Origin of the sequence: Aquimarina sp. ERC-38 (genome assembly GCF_026222555.1) — a bacterium.
Taxonomy (GTDB): domain Bacteria; phylum Bacteroidota; class Bacteroidia; order Flavobacteriales; family Flavobacteriaceae; genus Aquimarina.
Map to the genome: position 1 here is coordinate 2,622,388 of NZ_CP098511.1, position 15,039 is coordinate 2,637,426.

The 15,039-nt window shown below is 36.1% G+C and carries 10 protein-coding genes; 4 read left to right on the plus strand and 6 right to left on the minus strand.

Going from position 1 to position 15,039, the window contains the following annotated elements:
- The first annotated feature begins 86 nt into the window (after positions 1–86).
- Complete coding sequence (locus NBT05_RS10885) at positions 87–2,477, plus strand: T9SS type A sorting domain-containing protein (protein WP_265769886.1); 2,391 nt, start codon at positions 87–89, stop codon at positions 2,475–2,477.
- Between the two features lie 104 nt (positions 2,478–2,581).
- Here the strand turns inward: NBT05_RS10885 and mnmE are convergent, their stop codons facing one another.
- Positions 2,582–3,991, minus strand: coding sequence for a tRNA uridine-5-carboxymethylaminomethyl(34) synthesis GTPase MnmE (gene mnmE, locus NBT05_RS10890; protein WP_265769887.1), 1,410 nt, complete (start codon positions 3,989–3,991; stop codon positions 2,582–2,584).
- A gap of 227 nt (positions 3,992–4,218) precedes the next feature.
- On the opposite strand from mnmE, the gene NBT05_RS10895 reads away from it, so the two are divergent.
- From NBT05_RS10895 to NBT05_RS10905, 3 genes are all read left to right on the plus strand, one after another.
- Positions 4,219–6,126 carry a trypsin-like peptidase domain-containing protein gene (locus NBT05_RS10895; RefSeq protein ID WP_265769888.1) on the plus strand — a complete coding sequence of 636 codons (1,908 nt, stop codon included), beginning with the start codon at positions 4,219–4,221 and terminating at the stop codon, positions 6,124–6,126.
- Between the two features lie 405 nt (positions 6,127–6,531).
- A complete protein-coding gene (locus NBT05_RS10900; protein WP_265769889.1) occupies positions 6,532–8,457 on the plus strand; it encodes a trypsin-like peptidase domain-containing protein in 1,926 nt (641 codons plus the stop codon).
- Positions 8,458–9,155: 698 nt separating this feature from the next.
- Complete coding sequence (locus NBT05_RS10905) at positions 9,156–11,090, plus strand: trypsin-like peptidase domain-containing protein (protein WP_265769890.1); 1,935 nt, start codon at positions 9,156–9,158, stop codon at positions 11,088–11,090.
- A 115-nt stretch (positions 11,091–11,205) separates the two neighbouring features.
- Here the strand turns inward: NBT05_RS10905 and NBT05_RS10910 are convergent, their stop codons facing one another.
- The 5 genes from NBT05_RS10910 to NBT05_RS10930 all read right to left on the minus strand — a co-directional run bounded on the left by NBT05_RS10910 (position 11,206) and on the right by NBT05_RS10930 (position 14,833).
- Positions 11,206–11,820 (minus strand): low molecular weight phosphatase family protein, encoded by a 615-nt coding sequence (locus NBT05_RS10910; RefSeq protein WP_265769891.1) that lies wholly within the window; start codon positions 11,818–11,820, stop codon positions 11,206–11,208.
- Between the two features lie 363 nt (positions 11,821–12,183).
- Positions 12,184–12,651 (minus strand): DUF6428 family protein, encoded by a 468-nt coding sequence (locus tag NBT05_RS10915; RefSeq protein ID WP_265769892.1) that lies wholly within the window; start codon positions 12,649–12,651, stop codon positions 12,184–12,186.
- A gap of 23 nt (positions 12,652–12,674) precedes the next feature.
- Complete coding sequence (locus tag NBT05_RS10920; protein WP_265769893.1) at positions 12,675–13,007, minus strand: ArsR/SmtB family transcription factor; 333 nt, start codon at positions 13,005–13,007, stop codon at positions 12,675–12,677.
- Between the two features lie 173 nt (positions 13,008–13,180).
- Positions 13,181–14,449 (minus strand): ammonium transporter, encoded by a 1,269-nt coding sequence (locus NBT05_RS10925; protein WP_265769894.1) that lies wholly within the window; start codon positions 14,447–14,449, stop codon positions 13,181–13,183.
- A 45-nt stretch (positions 14,450–14,494) separates the two neighbouring features.
- Entirely contained in the window at positions 14,495–14,833 is a 339-nt protein-coding gene (locus NBT05_RS10930; RefSeq protein WP_265769895.1) for a P-II family nitrogen regulator, read from the minus strand.
- Between the last annotated feature and the right edge of the window lie 206 nt (positions 14,834–15,039).

Consider the following 15,039-nt stretch of genomic DNA (forward strand, 5'->3'; position numbering starts at 1 on the left):
TTAACAAGTAGTTAAAGAATGAGGCTATATAATTATTATATTTGTTGTAACCAAAACTATTTTTAACACATTATTACTCAACAACTATGTATAAGAATTTCAAAGTACCAACATTGAAGTGCGCTGTCGTAGCTTCAATTATTTCTTTTGGTGCCTATAGTCAGGGTACAGTTACTATTAACCCGAAGACACAACGCTTTGTCAAGCAAGAATCAAACTTCAAAAGAGAAAAGTATTTCCATATCCATCAGCTTACTGATGTAAAGGATAAAGATTTTATTAAGTTTAAAAATGAGTTTGGTTTTGCCCCTTCTTATCGGGGTTCGCGATTGTTAGATAGTGCGCTTAAAAATCATAGGGGTACCGGAAATTTTCCTACGGTAAAGCGAAAATTTACAGGAGTACGTCCGGTAGAAGATCGTTTTACATCTACATCACCAGGTCAGTATTTTTATAAGCCTAATGCGGACTATTCTAAAGAAAATATGACCCAGTATATTGATAGGCTTACTACCTACATGCGGGATTATTACAGATATGAAGAAGCGCGGGTGCCTAAGTATATTGAGCCTTTAAATGAACCTATGATCAAGTCTATTGAATTTGTCAAGAAAGGTCCGGGACAAGGGGATCGTATTGATGTGGTAAATACCCGTATTTGTGAATTACACCGTGAATTAGGAAAGAAGATTCATGCTGCTCCTCAACTTAAAAACGTAAAGGTAGCTGGGTTTGGATCTGCGTTCCCAGCTTTTGAGAAGAATAATTTTAAGCTTTGGGAATCCAGATATAAGAAGTTTATTGATATTGCCGGAAAAGATGTAGACGTGTTTACCGTACACCTTTATGATGGGGTTGGGGTAAATAACGAAGGGGGCCGTAGGTCAGGATCAAATGTAGAAGCCATTCTGGATATGATCCAGACTTATAGCAATATAAAACTTAACACCGTTAGACCAATTGCTATTACGGAGTTCGGACGCTTAGTTGCTGATCAACCTAATTTTCCTAATCCGGGAGTTCGCAACTACGAACCTGTAGAGAATTCTCAAGCTCTGCGTTCGCAGATGCATATGTCAATGGCATTTATGGAGCGTGGAGGAGAAATTGAGTATACGATTCCGTTTACCATGAGCAAACAATCCCCCACGGGAAAGTTTTCTAAATCCTCCCTTTGGAACCGAATCCGAACAAACCCACCGGCTTGGGAATACACTCCCAGGGTTCAGTTCTTTGAAATTTGGAAAGGGGTAAAAGGTAAAAGGGTACAGATAAATTCGACTAATATAGATGTTCAAACCCAGGCACTTGTAGATGGAAATAAAATGTATGTCATTTTAAATAACTTAAATGATAATCGACAAACGGTTAAGTTAAATCTAACTAATGTTGGTGCTATTCAAAACGTTAAGGTAAAAAGGTTAAAAGTATTCTTAAGGAAACTTCCTGAGCTTACCGAGGTAACACGTACAACACCACCTACTGAAATAGGATTGGACTATGGTGAATCAGCCGTACTGACCTATACCTTTAATGCTCCGATAAAATTTAATGGAACGGCTACCAGTAAAAAGTATTATACTAAAAAGTACTTACAACCTATCAAAGCAAATGCTGCGACTACTTTTAACTTTGGTAATGTAGCTACCGGTAGGGGAAGTGCAAAACTACGAGTAGGAGTAGGAAGGGCGCTTAAAGCTTCTTTTAAACCCGTAATTTCTATAAACGGAAATAAAGTAAACTTACCACAAGATATTATCCGTGGCTACAATCAAAGAACGAGAGATCAGTTTTTCGGAACTTTGGAAATTCCATTTAATACTAGTTTCCTTAAAGCCGGAGCAAATGCAGTTACCGTGACCTTTCCGGATAATGGTGGATTTGTTACTTCTGTCATCCTTCAGGTAGAAACAATAAAATCAGATGTTGTTGCCGTGGATTCTATTTTATTTGCTTCCTTACCTACACAACTTACTTCTTCTGATTCCTATGAGTTTGATGTGAATTATGAAGCATCGGTTAATAGGGACGTGGTAGTTGCTATTTTTGATGATGCCGTTTTTAAGGGTTCAGGTAAAGTGACAGTTTCGCCAGGATCCGGGAGCGCTAAAGTGACGGTTAATTTAGGTGCTGACTTACCTCCGGGAACTAATTATATTATAAGAGCTATGATCAGAGAAGTAGGAGGTGATTTTAGTACTAACAAAGATATTGTGCAAGCTACTAATGTGGAAGTAATAGAGAATACATTGTCTACGGAGGATTTTGATGTAAACGGAAAAAATAGCTTCCAGGTTTTTCCTAACCCGGTTACCAATCAACTAAACGTCACTATAGAGGGGGCATGGTCCATTTTCTCAGTAAGTGGAAGAAATGTACTTCAGGGAAATTCAAAAAAGATCGATGTTAGTTCGCTAAGCAACGGCATTTATTTCTTTAAATTAGAAAATAGTGTATTAAAATTTATTAAAGAGTAATTTAGGTAGGTTATTGGTAGTATTACTAGTATTATAAACCTATCTCATAACATAAAACTTATCATGCTTTTTTTGTATGATAAGTTTTATGTTTTTTTATGAGGTTACTTCCCAATACAAAAATTAGCAAAAATGTTACCTAGCAAGTCATCAGAGGTAATTTCTCCGGTGATTTCTCCGAAGTGGTATAAGGCTTGCCGAATATCTATAGCTAGTAAGTCACCGGAGAGTTGTTGATCCATTCCGTATTGTACCTTTTGGATTTCTTCTAATGCTTTTAATAAAGCACTATAATGCCTGGAATTAGTAACAATGGTGTCGTTACTCTGCAAAGCTCCGGTATTTATAAAGGTTAATAGGGTATTTTTTAATTCTTCTATACCCTCCCTGTTTTTCGCTGAGAGTAATTGTAAAACAGTCCCATTTATATTTCCTAATTCAGCTTTTATAGTAGTAATATTTTCTTGAGATAGTATATCTGCTTTATTAACTACAATCACCAGTGGTTTTTGAGGATTTTTGTTTTTTAATTGGTTGATTTCATTAATCATCTGCTTGATATTTACTTTTGAAGTCTTTAAAAAAAGTGTGTTTACCAAATACAATACTACCTGGGCTTGCTTGATTTTTTCGAAAGTTTTTTGAATACCCAGACCTTCAATCGTATCCGTAGTCTCACGTATTCCCGCGGTATCAATAAAACGAAAATTGATACCGTCAATAATGAGTTCGTCCTCTATAGTATCTCGGGTAGTTCCTGCGATATCAGAAACAATGGCTCTTTCTTCTTTTAATAAAGCGTTTAATAAAGTTGACTTACCCACATTCGGTTCGCCGACGATAGCAACGGGAATTCCGTTTTTTAAAACGTTCCCGACAGCAAATGAATCGATAAGGTTTTTAAGCACCTTAGTTATTTTAGTAAGTAGTTGTTGGAACTGTTCCCGATTTGCAAATTCCACATCTTCTTCAGCAAAATCTAATTCTAATTCAATAAGGGATGCAAAATTAAGAAGCTCTTTGCGTAACTGTTTAATTTCGCTACTAAAACCACCCCGCATTTGCTGTAGTGCCAGTTGATGCGAAGCTTTCGAATCAGAAGCAATCAAGTCTGCTACGGCTTCGGCTTGGGATAGATCCATTTTTCCATTCAGAAAAGCCCGTAAAGTAAACTCTCCCGGATCTGCCGCACGACAACCTTTTTTTAGAAATAGGTTGATAATCTCTTGTTGTATATAAGGCGAACCATGACACGAAATTTCAACGGTAGGTTCGCCTGTATAAGAACGTGTACCCTTAAAAAGAGATACTAATACCTCATCATACATCCGATTTTTATCAACGATATAACCCAAGTGGATCGTATGTGATTTTTGCTCATATAGTTGCATTTTACTAGCAGCTTTAAAATGCTGCGAAGCTATAGTAATAGATTCCGGACCTGAAATTCGGATGACGGCAATAGCTCCGGTTCCCGGAGGAGTAGCAAGGGCAATAATCGTATCGTTTATCATGGTAATAATGTACGGAAGAACCTTGTAAAAGTAGTAATAGTTTTTGTTTTACAACTTCTTATGGTAGGCTTGTTAGTAATAACCAAAATCAAAAGACTGCCCTATAATTTGATGATGCTACATTATTTCCCTACATTCATACATTCTAATAAATTGTTATATAGTTGTTTAACTATTTATTGGATTACCTTAAACAAGCTTAATACTTCACATTAAAATCAAGTAAAATGACAAACTCAAACCATGTTCAAAGAGTAATAGGCTCTTTAAAACAATGTAAGCTATGGGCTATAGCTTTACTCATCGGGGGTAATTGCCTTACCGAGATGTCTGCTCAAAATCAATTGCCCAGAGCCTACAAATCTTATGATCTTAAAATGGCAACCGATGCCAGCGACAACAACAAAAGTGCTGTAGTATCAGAGTACATTATTGAAGAAAAAGGAGCTATTTGGCTCCGAATCTTTTTTGATCAGGTACAATTGAATGGTAATAGTACCATTACCCTTACCTCTTTGCTGGATAATGCATCTCAAACCTTTAATGCTCATACTATAAGTAAATGGCAGAATAGTAGTGCGTACTTCAATGGAGACAAGGTAAAAGTAACTATTACTGAAAACCAAGGTGAGAATAGTAGTCTTAGAATCAATAAAATAGGAATTGGGAAGAAAAACAATCTGCAAACCAAATCGCAATGTGGAGCCCAGGATAATCGGATAGCCTCAAATGACGCTGCTATCGGACGAATTGAGCCGATAGGATGCACCGGTTGGATTATAACAAACGGAAGACTGGTGACTGCGGGTCATTGTGCTTCAAGCCGTGCTTCTTTAATCCTGTTTAACGTACCCAGGTCACAAGCAAATGGCACTCGTGTTTTTCCAGGTCCCGAAGATCAATATCCGATCACCAGTATGAATACGCAATACGTACGAGGGAGAGCAGAAACAGATTGGGCGGTTTTTACGGCCGGAGCCAATACACAGACCGGATTAACACCTATACAAGCGCAGAATAAATTTTTTAATGTAGTACGGTCAAATCCGATAGGACCTATCACTATTACTGGTTTTGGTACGGATACTGGTGCAGACAATGCTACGCAACAAACGCATACTGGTCCCTTAGCTAGTTTTGACAATACCTTTGTTCGTTATACTACAGATACGGAGCGAGGAAATTCAGGAAGCCCTATTATTGATGTTGCTACCGGCAATGCAGTAGGCGTACATGCCTATGGAGGTTGTAATAGAAGTGGTGGCGGATCAAATTCCGGCGAACGAAGCACCATTCCTGCCTTTTGGCAAGCTATGGGATTAAGTAATACAACTCCTCCCGATGAAAACTGCGATAATTTAACTTTCAACGCTGCTCAGGTAAGTTCTTTTGCAAATCAGGATAGTTCAGGTGACTTTGGTATTGTAAAAAACAGAAGGGGAATTTCCTTAAGAAATAATACCTGGAAAACAATTCCTTTTTCTTATCAAATTACTTCACAAACCATCTTAGAAGTTACCTTTAGTAGTACTTCAGAAGGAGAAGTTCATGCGATAGGATTTGAAAGTGATAATGATTTGTCTCCAACCTTGTATTTTAAATTATACGGAACTCAAAACTACGGAGTAGCTGACTTTGATAATTATTCAGGTTCGTCAGAACGTGTATATAGAATTCCGGTAGGTCAGTTTTATACCGGTACGGCAAGCACCATGATATTTATCAATGATAATGATGCGGGAAGTGGAAATACCTCTGTTTTCAGTAATATAAAAGTATATGAAGGTTCTTGTGGTAATATCAATACAACCGTGACCAGGGCAAGTGGTACTAATTTATATGAAGAAAAAGGAGTAGTAATCGGAAATGAAGATGAAAATCAAATTGCCGTACAACGATTAACAATTTCACCAAATCCGGTAAGTGATCAATTTGAACTATTTATTAAAGATAATAAGCTAACTAATGCTATTATTTACACCTTATCTGGACAAAAACATTCGGAAGTACAATTACAACCGGGAGCAAATACCTTTTCAGCCAAAAATATGGACCTAACCACCGGAATGTATTTAATAGAGATGTATGGAGCTAACGGATTTACCGAAGTAAAAAAACTAATTATCAACAACTAATAAAGAATAACCAAAGAAGTATTAAGTAGTTTATAAAGCTATTTAAAGGGAATATGCTTACCGATAAGTAAGTTGTATTTCTTTTAAATGGCTTTTTTGTTGAAATACAAATGCTTTACCATAATCATGTAAAGTACCTACCTAAATTTTGTAGATATTGTCTACTTGCTTCATTATGAAGTTACCCCATAAAATCTGTTAAAAGTAAGTAATTGTGTTTGTTTTAAGTCGTTTTGTATCAAAATGATAATAATTGTAAAATGGATGTAATTTCCCTACATAAGTTTGCTATTCAATTCATTAATTTATTAAATTCATAAAGTCTAATTACCTGTTTTATAGTTGTTTAACGGTTTTTAGATAAAACTAAACAAACTTAATACTTCACATCTAAAATTATTTAAAATGAAAAACTCAAAAATTACTTGTAGAGTGGTATGCTCTTTAAAACAGCTTCGGATACGGATAATAGCTCTACTTATTATTGGTACTTCCCTTAACAGTTTAATCGCTCAGGATGAACTACCCAGGTACTATAAACCTTATGATCTTACTCTATCCGCAACCAGCAATAATAATAAAAGTTCCGTAGTATCCGAACAAGTTATCGAAGAGAAAGGTGCTCCCTGGATTCGGGTTTTTTTCGATCAGGTAAATTTAAAGGCTAATAGTACTATTACTCTTACCTCCTTAGAGGATAACGCTTCACAAACTTTTAATGCGCATACCCTACATAAATGGCAAAATAGCAGTGCCTATTTTAATGGGGATAAAGTGAAAGTTACCATAACTGAAAACCAGGGGGCTAAAAGTAGTGTCAGGATTCATAAATTAGGAATTGGGAAGAATGGAAGCAATCAAACTAAATCTCAATGTGGCCCTCAGGACAACCGTAGACCTTCCTTTAATCGAGCTATCGGTAGGCTTGAACCTGTAGGATGTACTGGTTGGATTATTAGAAACGGAAGGATAGTTACCGCCGGTCATTGTGCCACCAGCCGAAGTAGAACGTCATTGATTATATTTAACGTACCCAGGTCAAGACCCGATGGATCGCGCGTTTTTCCAGCACCAAGACATCAATACCCTATCAATAGCCTTAATACAAGATTTGTGAGTGGACGTCCTGAAACCGATTGGGGGGTACTTATACCCGGAGTTAATCCTGGAACCAGGTTGACCCCGATACAAGGGCAAAACAGTTCTTTTAGAGTAGTAAGAGCTAATCCTGTAGGACCTATTACTATTATTGGGTATGGTGGTGATACCGGTTCCAGTAACTTAATTCAACAAATTCATACCGGTGCCTTAGCCGGTTTTGATAATACATTTGTTCGTTATACCACAGATACCGAACGGGGTAATTCAGGAAGTCCGATTATCAATAGATTCGGGAATGCAGTTGGCGTACACGCTTATGGGGGGTGTAGAAGATCAGGTACGGGTTCTAATTCTGGAGAACGAAGTACCATCCCTGCATTTTGGGCAGCAATGGGCTTAGGTAATCGTAATCGTAGTGCCACAGATACCTCTTTGGAAAGTAGCTGTAACGAATTAGCCTTTAGCCAAACTCAGGTAAACTCATTCTCAAACCAGGATGCTTCCGGTAATTTTGCTATAAAAAATAACGGAAAAACAATTTCCTTAAGCGATAATAGTTGGAAAGCTATTCCTTACTCATATAAAATTACTCCTCAAACAATCCTTGAAGTTACCTTTAGTAGTACCTCAAAAGGGGAAGTTCATGCCATAGGCTTTGAAGGTGATACTAAATTGTCACCTAACTTATATTTCAAATTGTACGGTACACAAAATTACGGAATACCTGATTTTAATGACTACTCAGGATCCGGCGAACGTACTTATAAAATTGCAGTAGGTCAGTACTACACCGGTACGGCAAGTTCTATGGTTTTTATTAATGATAATGATGCCAGTGACGGAAACACCTCTGTATTTAGCAATATCAAAGTGTATGAAGGATCATGCGGGAATGTAAGTTTTTCTACGGAAAAAGCAGGTGTAACTGAATTAAAGGTTGAAAAAGGAGTAGTAATCGGAAACGAGGATGAAAATCAAATAGCAGTACAACGATTAACAATTTCACCAAATCCGGTAAGCGATCAATTTGAATTGTTTGTTGAAGATGATAAGCTAACTAATGCTAATATCTATACCTTATCCGGGCAAAAACATTCGGAAGTACAATTGCAACCGGGAACAAATACCTTTTCAGCTAAAAATATGGACCTAGCCACCGGAATGTATTTAGTAGAGATGTATGGAGCTAACGGATTTACCGAAGTGAAAAAATTAATTATCAACAACTAATAAAGAATAACCAAAGAAGTATTAAGGAGTTTATAAAGCTGTTTAAGAGGAATATGCTTACCAATCAGTAAGTTGTATTTCTTTTAAATGGCTTTTTTATTAGAATACAGTTTAGTTGCTATTTAAAATCCTAAATATCTTACAATTTTAATTATTAGTGTCCGGTTAAAACAAATAAAAGTTTAAAAAGCACAGTAAAATAAGGTAATTCCAAACTTTGAACTGTTTGAAGGTTGCTTTTTTACTTTTTAAAATTATTCTATTCTTTAGCGTTAATATTCATTACAAAATTGAATTTCAATACTATAATGGTTAGTCTTAATTCTTGTTTCTAGAAGCGATAGCGACCTTGAATATTTACCTACCTAACAAATCAATAATAGTATAATAATTAGGTTGACGTTAAAGAAAAAACTTATCATTCTAAAAGCTAATTTTAAGTTAAAGCTATTAACATAATTTGGAATTATAAATTTTCCATATAAACACCTTAAAAATAAGTGTTTATCATTAAAATAAACGCTTTTTTAATTATAAGACAATAATAACTCGTAGCTTCATTTTATGTTAGTTTTATTATAATTTAACACTACATTTTCATAAATTTCTCAAATTTTAAAAGCCTAACACACAATTGTTTAAGCAATTATTTGGGAATGTTAAACAAACTTAAAACCTCACACTAAAAATTATCTAAAATGGTAAATTTAAAAATTACTTGTGGAGCGGTATGCTCTTTCGAGCAACTTCGGCTACGCATTATAGTCTCAATTATTACAGTTGCTTCTTTAAACTGCTTAACTGCTCAAGATGAGCTTCCCAGAACTTACAAACCTTACAACCTTACCTTATCAACCACAAACGGTATTACAACTAAAAGTGCTGCAAAATCTGAAAAAATTATTGAAGAAAAAGGAGCGCCCTGGATACGTGTTTTTTTTGATCAGGTACAGTTAAAAGGGAATAGTACGATTACCCTTACTTCTCTAACAGATAATAAATCACAAACTTTTAATGCACAAACATTAAGTAAGTGGCAAAATAGTAGTGCATATTTAAATGGTGATAAGGTTAAAATTACTATAACCCAAAACCAGGGGGTTAATAGTAGTATAAGGATTAACAAACTGGAAATTGGTAAAGTTGGTAACCTTCAAACCAAGTCTCAATGTGGTCCAAAGGATAACCGAATACGTTCTTTCCATCCGGCAGTGGGTAGAATTGAACCTATAGGGTGTACGGGGTGGATTACCAGAAACGGAAGGATTGTAACCGCCGGTCATTGTGTTCCAAATGCACATAGTGCTTCTTTAATCGTATTCAAAGTACCTCTGTCGCAACCCACTGGAGCTCGTGTATTTCCCGGACCGGAAGATCAATATCCGATTAATAGTATTACTACGGGGTACGTACGAGGAAGTGCAGAAACAGATTGGGCGGTACTGATACCAGGGGAGAATAGTCAGACCGGGTTGACGCCTATACAGGGTCAAAACAGGTCTTTTAAAGTAGTACAGGCTAAACCGGTAGGACCTATTAGGATTATAGGTTATGGTAACGATACCGGTCGGAGAAATTCAATTCAGCAAAAGCATACGGGACCCTTAGCGGATTATGATGACAGATTCGTACGTTATGCTACGGATACGGAACCAGGTAATTCCGGAAGTCCGATTATTAACAGGTGGGGTAATGTAGTAGGAGTACATGCTTACGGAGGTTGTAAAGTAACCGGCCCAGGTTCTAATTTTGGTATACGTAGTACGGTTCCTGCATTTTGGGACGCCATGGGCTTAGAAAATAGTGACCAAAGTGTAAATGCAGCTATTACTGCAGTAGAGCATGTTTGCGATGCATTGGAATTTAGTCAAACCCAGGTAAATTCATTCGCAGATCAGGATGCTTCCGGCAATTTTGCTATAAAAGATAATGGAAAAACCATTTCTTTAAGCGATAATAGTTGGAAAGCTATTCCTTACGCTTATAAAATTACTCCTCAAACAATCCTTGAAGTTACCTTTAGTAGTACCTCAAAAGGGGAAGTTCATGCTATAGGCTTTGAGGGAGATACTCAATTATCTCCAAAACAGTACTTTAAATTATACGGTACTCAAAACTATGGAATACCCGATTTTAATGACTATCCGGGATCCGGAACACGAACTTATAAAATTGCAGTAGGGCAGTATTACACTGGTACGGCAAGTACTATGGTTTTTATCAATGATAATGATGCGGGCGAAGGGAATATCTCGGTGTTTAGTAATATCAAAGTGTATGAGGGAACCTGTGGTAAGGTAAGTTTACCTACTGAAAGTGCAGGCGGGGCAGAACTAGAGCTTCGTTCTGAAAAAGGAGTAGTAATTGGTAATGAAGATGAATATGAAACTCAAAGTTTTTCGCTGTATCCAAATCCGGTAAGCGATCAGTTTGAACTATTTATTAAATATAATTCTTCAGTTAAAGCCGTTATTTATAATTTATCCGGGCAAAAACATTCGGAAGTACGTTTACATCCCGGAGTAAATACATTTTCAGCTAAAAACATAAACTTACTAACTGGGATGTATATGGTAGAAATAGCTGCTGATAATGGGTATACGGAGATCAAAAAATTAATCATCAATAACTAAAAAAATTACTAGCAAAGTTTTAAGTGGTTTTATAGGCGGTTTAAAAGGAATATGCTTACAAATTAGCAAGTTGTATTCCTTTTAGACGGCTTAATTTATTCCAAAGAGCAACTTTCTATCTAATGTGTGAAAAAACGTATAACAGTTCCATAGCAATTTGTCGACTGCGTTCTTCGTATTTTTCTAAAGCTTTATCTGTATGATCAAAAGCTTTAGGATCTTCAAAGGTAATTGGAAAACGTTGATCAGCTCCAGGTACAAACGGACATGCTTCATTGGCTTCAGAACAGGTTAAAATAGCAACAAACTTCTTTTTAGGATTAAAAGAATGATCGTATTTTTTTGAAAAAGCAACAACTGGCAAATGAATTTCTCCAAATTTTACAGCATGAACTGGATTTTCTGCCTTATTCAACGCATCAATTTGGAATCCTATGTTTTTTAACGTTGTCAGAACCATAGGATATACTGCCGTAGCTTCAGTACCCCCCGAATATGAAAATACCTTATCTATACCACAATAGGTAGCGATAGTCTGCGCCCAGATTTGCGATAAATGGCTTCTTCGGGAATTATGGGTACAAATAAAGTTAAGGTTGATCAGATCTCCTGCTTTTTGTGATGCCTTTATATACTCACAAAGAGGTTCTAAAAGCTTTTTTCTATCTTCCGAAATGCTTTCGGGTTTTAACTGTTCCAGATACGTACTAATCTGCGGGTATATTTTCATAATAATGGTTGTTTATTTATAGGGAAAAGTATGGATTTGAGTGTTTTTTATTATAAAATGAAAAAATAGCCTGTCCTAAACTTGATTCAAGATATGGAGCTCTTCCGTTTAATTTATGATGATATCATTTTTAATAGTAAAGTCCAAGTAATTTTGATAAAGTTTTATAAAACATAGTGAAATTAGGTGACCCTAGACTTTAAAGTATTTGAAGGCTACTTTTTTTCATTTTCAAAAGTAATTGGTTTTTAAAGTAAACAATTTTATACTATTGATTTTCAATAGTATAATAATTAGTCTTGATTCTTGGTTCTAGAAGCGATAGCGATCTTGAATCTTTACCGGATACCAATGATTTTTTAACTAACAACATCCGCTATTTGGCGAACAAACATTTTGTTGTGCTACGTCAGAAATTCGAATACGAGGTTTTGATTCCAGAACTCCACAGTTTTCTTTAGCCAGGCAATCCGTATGTTTTGAAGTAAGGACAAAATGATCCTTTTCAATCTCTAAACCGAATTTTTGAATGGTAGTTCCCTGAAATTCTACTTCTACTTCATGATCTCCGATCAATAATTTCTCCTCAGAGAGTTCGATAATTTTTAGAAGCTTTTCCGGATGTAAGCGGTGGTTATAGTCATCAGCATTCCATAGTTGAAAGTTAACCACAGCTTCTTCTCTTAGAGTACCCCCACAATCAATAAATCTTTTATGAATACTGCCTACTTCCGTCACATGAAAATGTTCGGGTACAAGACTTCCGTCAGGTAAGTTAAACTGTAAACCTTTACTCGTTTTTAAAAATGCTTTTACTTCAGATAATTTCATAGTATAATTTTTTTAAAGTTGCTTTAACATCTGGTTTTATCGGAAACGTTCGGTTGGTTCAGAAAAGTGCTCATCGCTTTCTTTAAAGCCAACCAATTTTCAGTATGTAAACAATAGCAAACAGAAGTGCCTTCTACGGATCCCTTTAATAATTCCATAGCTTTTAGTTCTTTTAAGTGTTGTGAGATAGTGGCTTGTGCCAGTCCTATCTCCTTTACTAAATCTCTACAAATACATTGGTCTGATTCAAAAATAAATTCTAAAATAGCAATACGTGCCGGATGTGCCAGTACTTTAGCGTAGTTAGCCAATTCATTTTGTCTATTTGTAAAATTTTTAGTTTTAGTAACTCCCATAATCTATTCATTGCAATATTACGATTAATAAGCAAAGAAATCAAGACTAAGTTGAAAATAAATGATGATGTAGGCTATTGGAAAGAGTTTAAGCATCTTCTACTCTAATAAAAAAGGAGCAAACGGTTGTTACCGTTTGCTCCTAACTTTTTAGAAAATAATCTTATGTGATTTTAGATTTCCTTTCCGTATACGTTTACTCCGTGTTCGTGTACATCTAGACCTTCAATTTCTTCTTTTTCAGAAACTCTTAAACCTATGGTACTTTTTAATATAAATAGGACTATAAAACTAGCTAATACGGCCCAACCGATCATAGATAAAGAACCTAAAGTCTGTACTCCTAGTAAACCAGCACCACCACCATAAAGAAGTCCGCCATCCGTTGCAAATACACCTACAAGTACAGTACCTAAAAATCCACAAACTCCGTGAACAGAAACAGCTCCTACCGGATCATCAATTTTTAATTTTTTATCAATAAATTCAATAGATAAAACCACCACTATACCAGAGATAATACCGATACAAATAGCTCCTACAGCACTTACATTACCACAACCTGCAGTAATACCTACAAGACCCGCCAAACAACCGTTTAAAGTCATAGAGATATCTGGTTTTCCGTATTTCATCCAGGTAAAGAATAGTGCGGTGATAGCACCAAGTGCCGCAGCAAGATTAGTATTGATAATAACACTTCCGGTAGCAATAGAATCATCACCTCCGAAGGCTAATTGAGATCCTCCGTTAAATCCGAACCATCCTAACCAAAGGATAAAAACACCTAACGCTCCGTATACCAGGTTATGCCCTAAAATAGCTTTTACTTTTCCATCCTCGTATTTCCCAATACGCGGACCTACTAATTTAGCAGCTACCAGACCTGAGAAACCTCCTACAGCGTGTACAATTGTAGATCCTGCAAAATCTATAAAGCCCATATTATTAAGCCATGCCTGATCGTCAAACGGCCATAACCAGCTTCCGGAGATTGGATAGATAATCGTAGTTAAAACTGCCGAAAATATAAGGTACGTTGAGAACTTTGTTCTTCCCGCAACAGCACCAGATACAATAGTAGCGGCAGTTGCACAGAATACAGTTTGAAAGAACAAATTATGCCAGTCATCCTGGTTAAACATTGCCAGGTCAAACGGGTCTCTCATAAAACCACCCAGAATAGTTGTTCCTCCGTACATAATAGAGTAACCCACTAGCCAAAACATTAATGAACCTACGGCAAGGTCCATAAAATTTTTCATTATAATATTACCTGCGTTCTTACTTCTTGTAAAACCGGTTTCTACCAGGGTAAACCCGGCTTGCATAAAAAATACTAAAATGGCAGCAATAATAATCCATAATATGCCCAGGTCTGCATTCACCGATTCAACGGCTGCATCCACTGCTTTCTGTATTTCTTCTTGTTGTGCGTTCATAAGTGTTAATTTATAATTTACTTTTTTTTAGTTGGTACTTGAAATTTAATTTATGGTAGCCCCACCTTTTTCAGATGTTCGTATACGATATGCCTCGCTAATGTCAGAAACAAAGACTTTACCATCACCTACATCTCCTGTTTTACCTGCAGTGAGAATAGCCTGAATGGCAACTTCTTCAAATTCGTCATTCACAACAATGGATAAATACCTTCTTTGAATATCAGAGGTGCTGTACGAAATGCCACGATATACGTGTCCTTCTTTTTCGTTTCCGACTCCGGTTACATCCCAATACGAGAAAAAGTTAATTCCTTTGTCGTGCAAAGCCTCTTTAACAGCTCGATATCTTGATCTGCGGATAATAGCTTCTATTTTTTTCATAAAGCCTTAAAAGTTAAAATTAATGTTAATTCCAGATCAAAAGTATGTTAATTAGAAAGAAACATCCAAATTTTAAGAGGTAAAACCTGAATTTTTACGATTTTTCAGCAATAACCCCTAAAAAATTGGGGGGTGTGTATTTTTAATTCAAAATTTTGATAATTCCATACTGAAACCGTCATTAAATTTATCTTTTGTTATAAAAT

What these genes read in the sequence shown, in the direction of transcription:
- NBT05_RS10885 (WP_265769886.1), top strand. Translation starts at nt 87, where the DNA reads ATGTATAAGAATTTCAAAGTACCAACATTGAAGTGCGCTGTCGTAGCT.
- mnmE (WP_265769887.1), bottom strand. Translation starts at nt 3,991, where the DNA reads ATGATAAACGATACGATTATTGCCCTTGCTACTCCTCCGGGAACCGGA.
- NBT05_RS10895 (WP_265769888.1), top strand. Translation starts at nt 4,219, where the DNA reads ATGACAAACTCAAACCATGTTCAAAGAGTAATAGGCTCTTTAAAACAA.
- NBT05_RS10900 (WP_265769889.1), top strand. Translation starts at nt 6,532, where the DNA reads ATGAAAAACTCAAAAATTACTTGTAGAGTGGTATGCTCTTTAAAACAG.
- NBT05_RS10905 (WP_265769890.1), top strand. Translation starts at nt 9,156, where the DNA reads ATGGTAAATTTAAAAATTACTTGTGGAGCGGTATGCTCTTTCGAGCAA.
- NBT05_RS10910 (WP_265769891.1), bottom strand. Translation starts at nt 11,820, where the DNA reads ATGAAAATATACCCGCAGATTAGTACGTATCTGGAACAGTTAAAACCC.
- NBT05_RS10915 (WP_265769892.1), bottom strand. Translation starts at nt 12,651, where the DNA reads ATGAAATTATCTGAAGTAAAAGCATTTTTAAAAACGAGTAAAGGTTTA.
- NBT05_RS10920 (WP_265769893.1), bottom strand. Translation starts at nt 13,007, where the DNA reads ATGGGAGTTACTAAAACTAAAAATTTTACAAATAGACAAAATGAATTG.
- NBT05_RS10925 (WP_265769894.1), bottom strand. Translation starts at nt 14,449, where the DNA reads ATGAACGCACAACAAGAAGAAATACAGAAAGCAGTGGATGCAGCCGTT.
- NBT05_RS10930 (WP_265769895.1), bottom strand. Translation starts at nt 14,833, where the DNA reads ATGAAAAAAATAGAAGCTATTATCCGCAGATCAAGATATCGAGCTGTT.